Consider the following 594-nt stretch of genomic DNA (forward strand, 5'->3'; position numbering starts at 1 on the left):
GGCCTCTGGTGGCTGATGGTGCACCGGCTCCTACGCAACGACTACCCGGTCGCCGTCGTCGCCCCGCCCGCACGTGCGAAGTACGCCACGGGCGCGGGGAACGCCGCGAAGGACAAGGTGCTCGCGGCCGTCGTACGGCGGTACCCCAACGTCGAGGTGACGGGGAACGACGAAGCCGACGCGCTGGTGCTCGCGGCCATGGGTGCACGGCGGCTCGGCCACGCGATCGACGACCTGCCGAAGAACCACCTGGTGGCCATGGAGAAGGTCGCCTGGCCCGTACTGCCGGAGGTGGTCGCGTGAGCTACTGCCGCTGGTCCTCCGACGACCACCAGTGCGACGTCTACGTCTACGAGGACGTCGCCGGTGGGTGGACCACACACGTCGCCGGCCGCCGCTGGGTCCTCGCAGAGCCACTGCCCGAGCCGATCGAGGTCTCGACCGACTTCACCGCCAAGCAGTGGGACCAGTGGTGGGCCCGGGGCCGGCGCGTGTCCGCGATCCTCGACCGCTCGACGACGGAGCCCCTCGCCCTCCCGCACGACGGCGAGACGTTCAACGACCCGAACCCGGTCGCCTGCGCTGACCGCCTCG

General features: G+C 71.4%; 2 protein-coding genes. Both read left to right on the plus strand.

From position 1 onward, the window contains the following. The coding region (locus ABD254_RS21305) for a hypothetical protein (RefSeq protein ID WP_344250995.1) at positions 1-303 on the plus strand (303 nt) is incomplete at its 5' end. Next, on the plus strand, positions 300-594 hold a 295-nt coding region (locus ABD254_RS21310; RefSeq protein ID WP_344250997.1), incomplete at its 3' end, for a hypothetical protein. The genes ABD254_RS21305 and ABD254_RS21310, both read left to right, overlap by 4 nt.

The organism is Isoptericola hypogeus (assembly GCF_039531145.1).
Classification (GTDB): domain Bacteria; phylum Actinomycetota; class Actinomycetes; order Actinomycetales; family Cellulomonadaceae; genus Isoptericola; species Isoptericola hypogeus.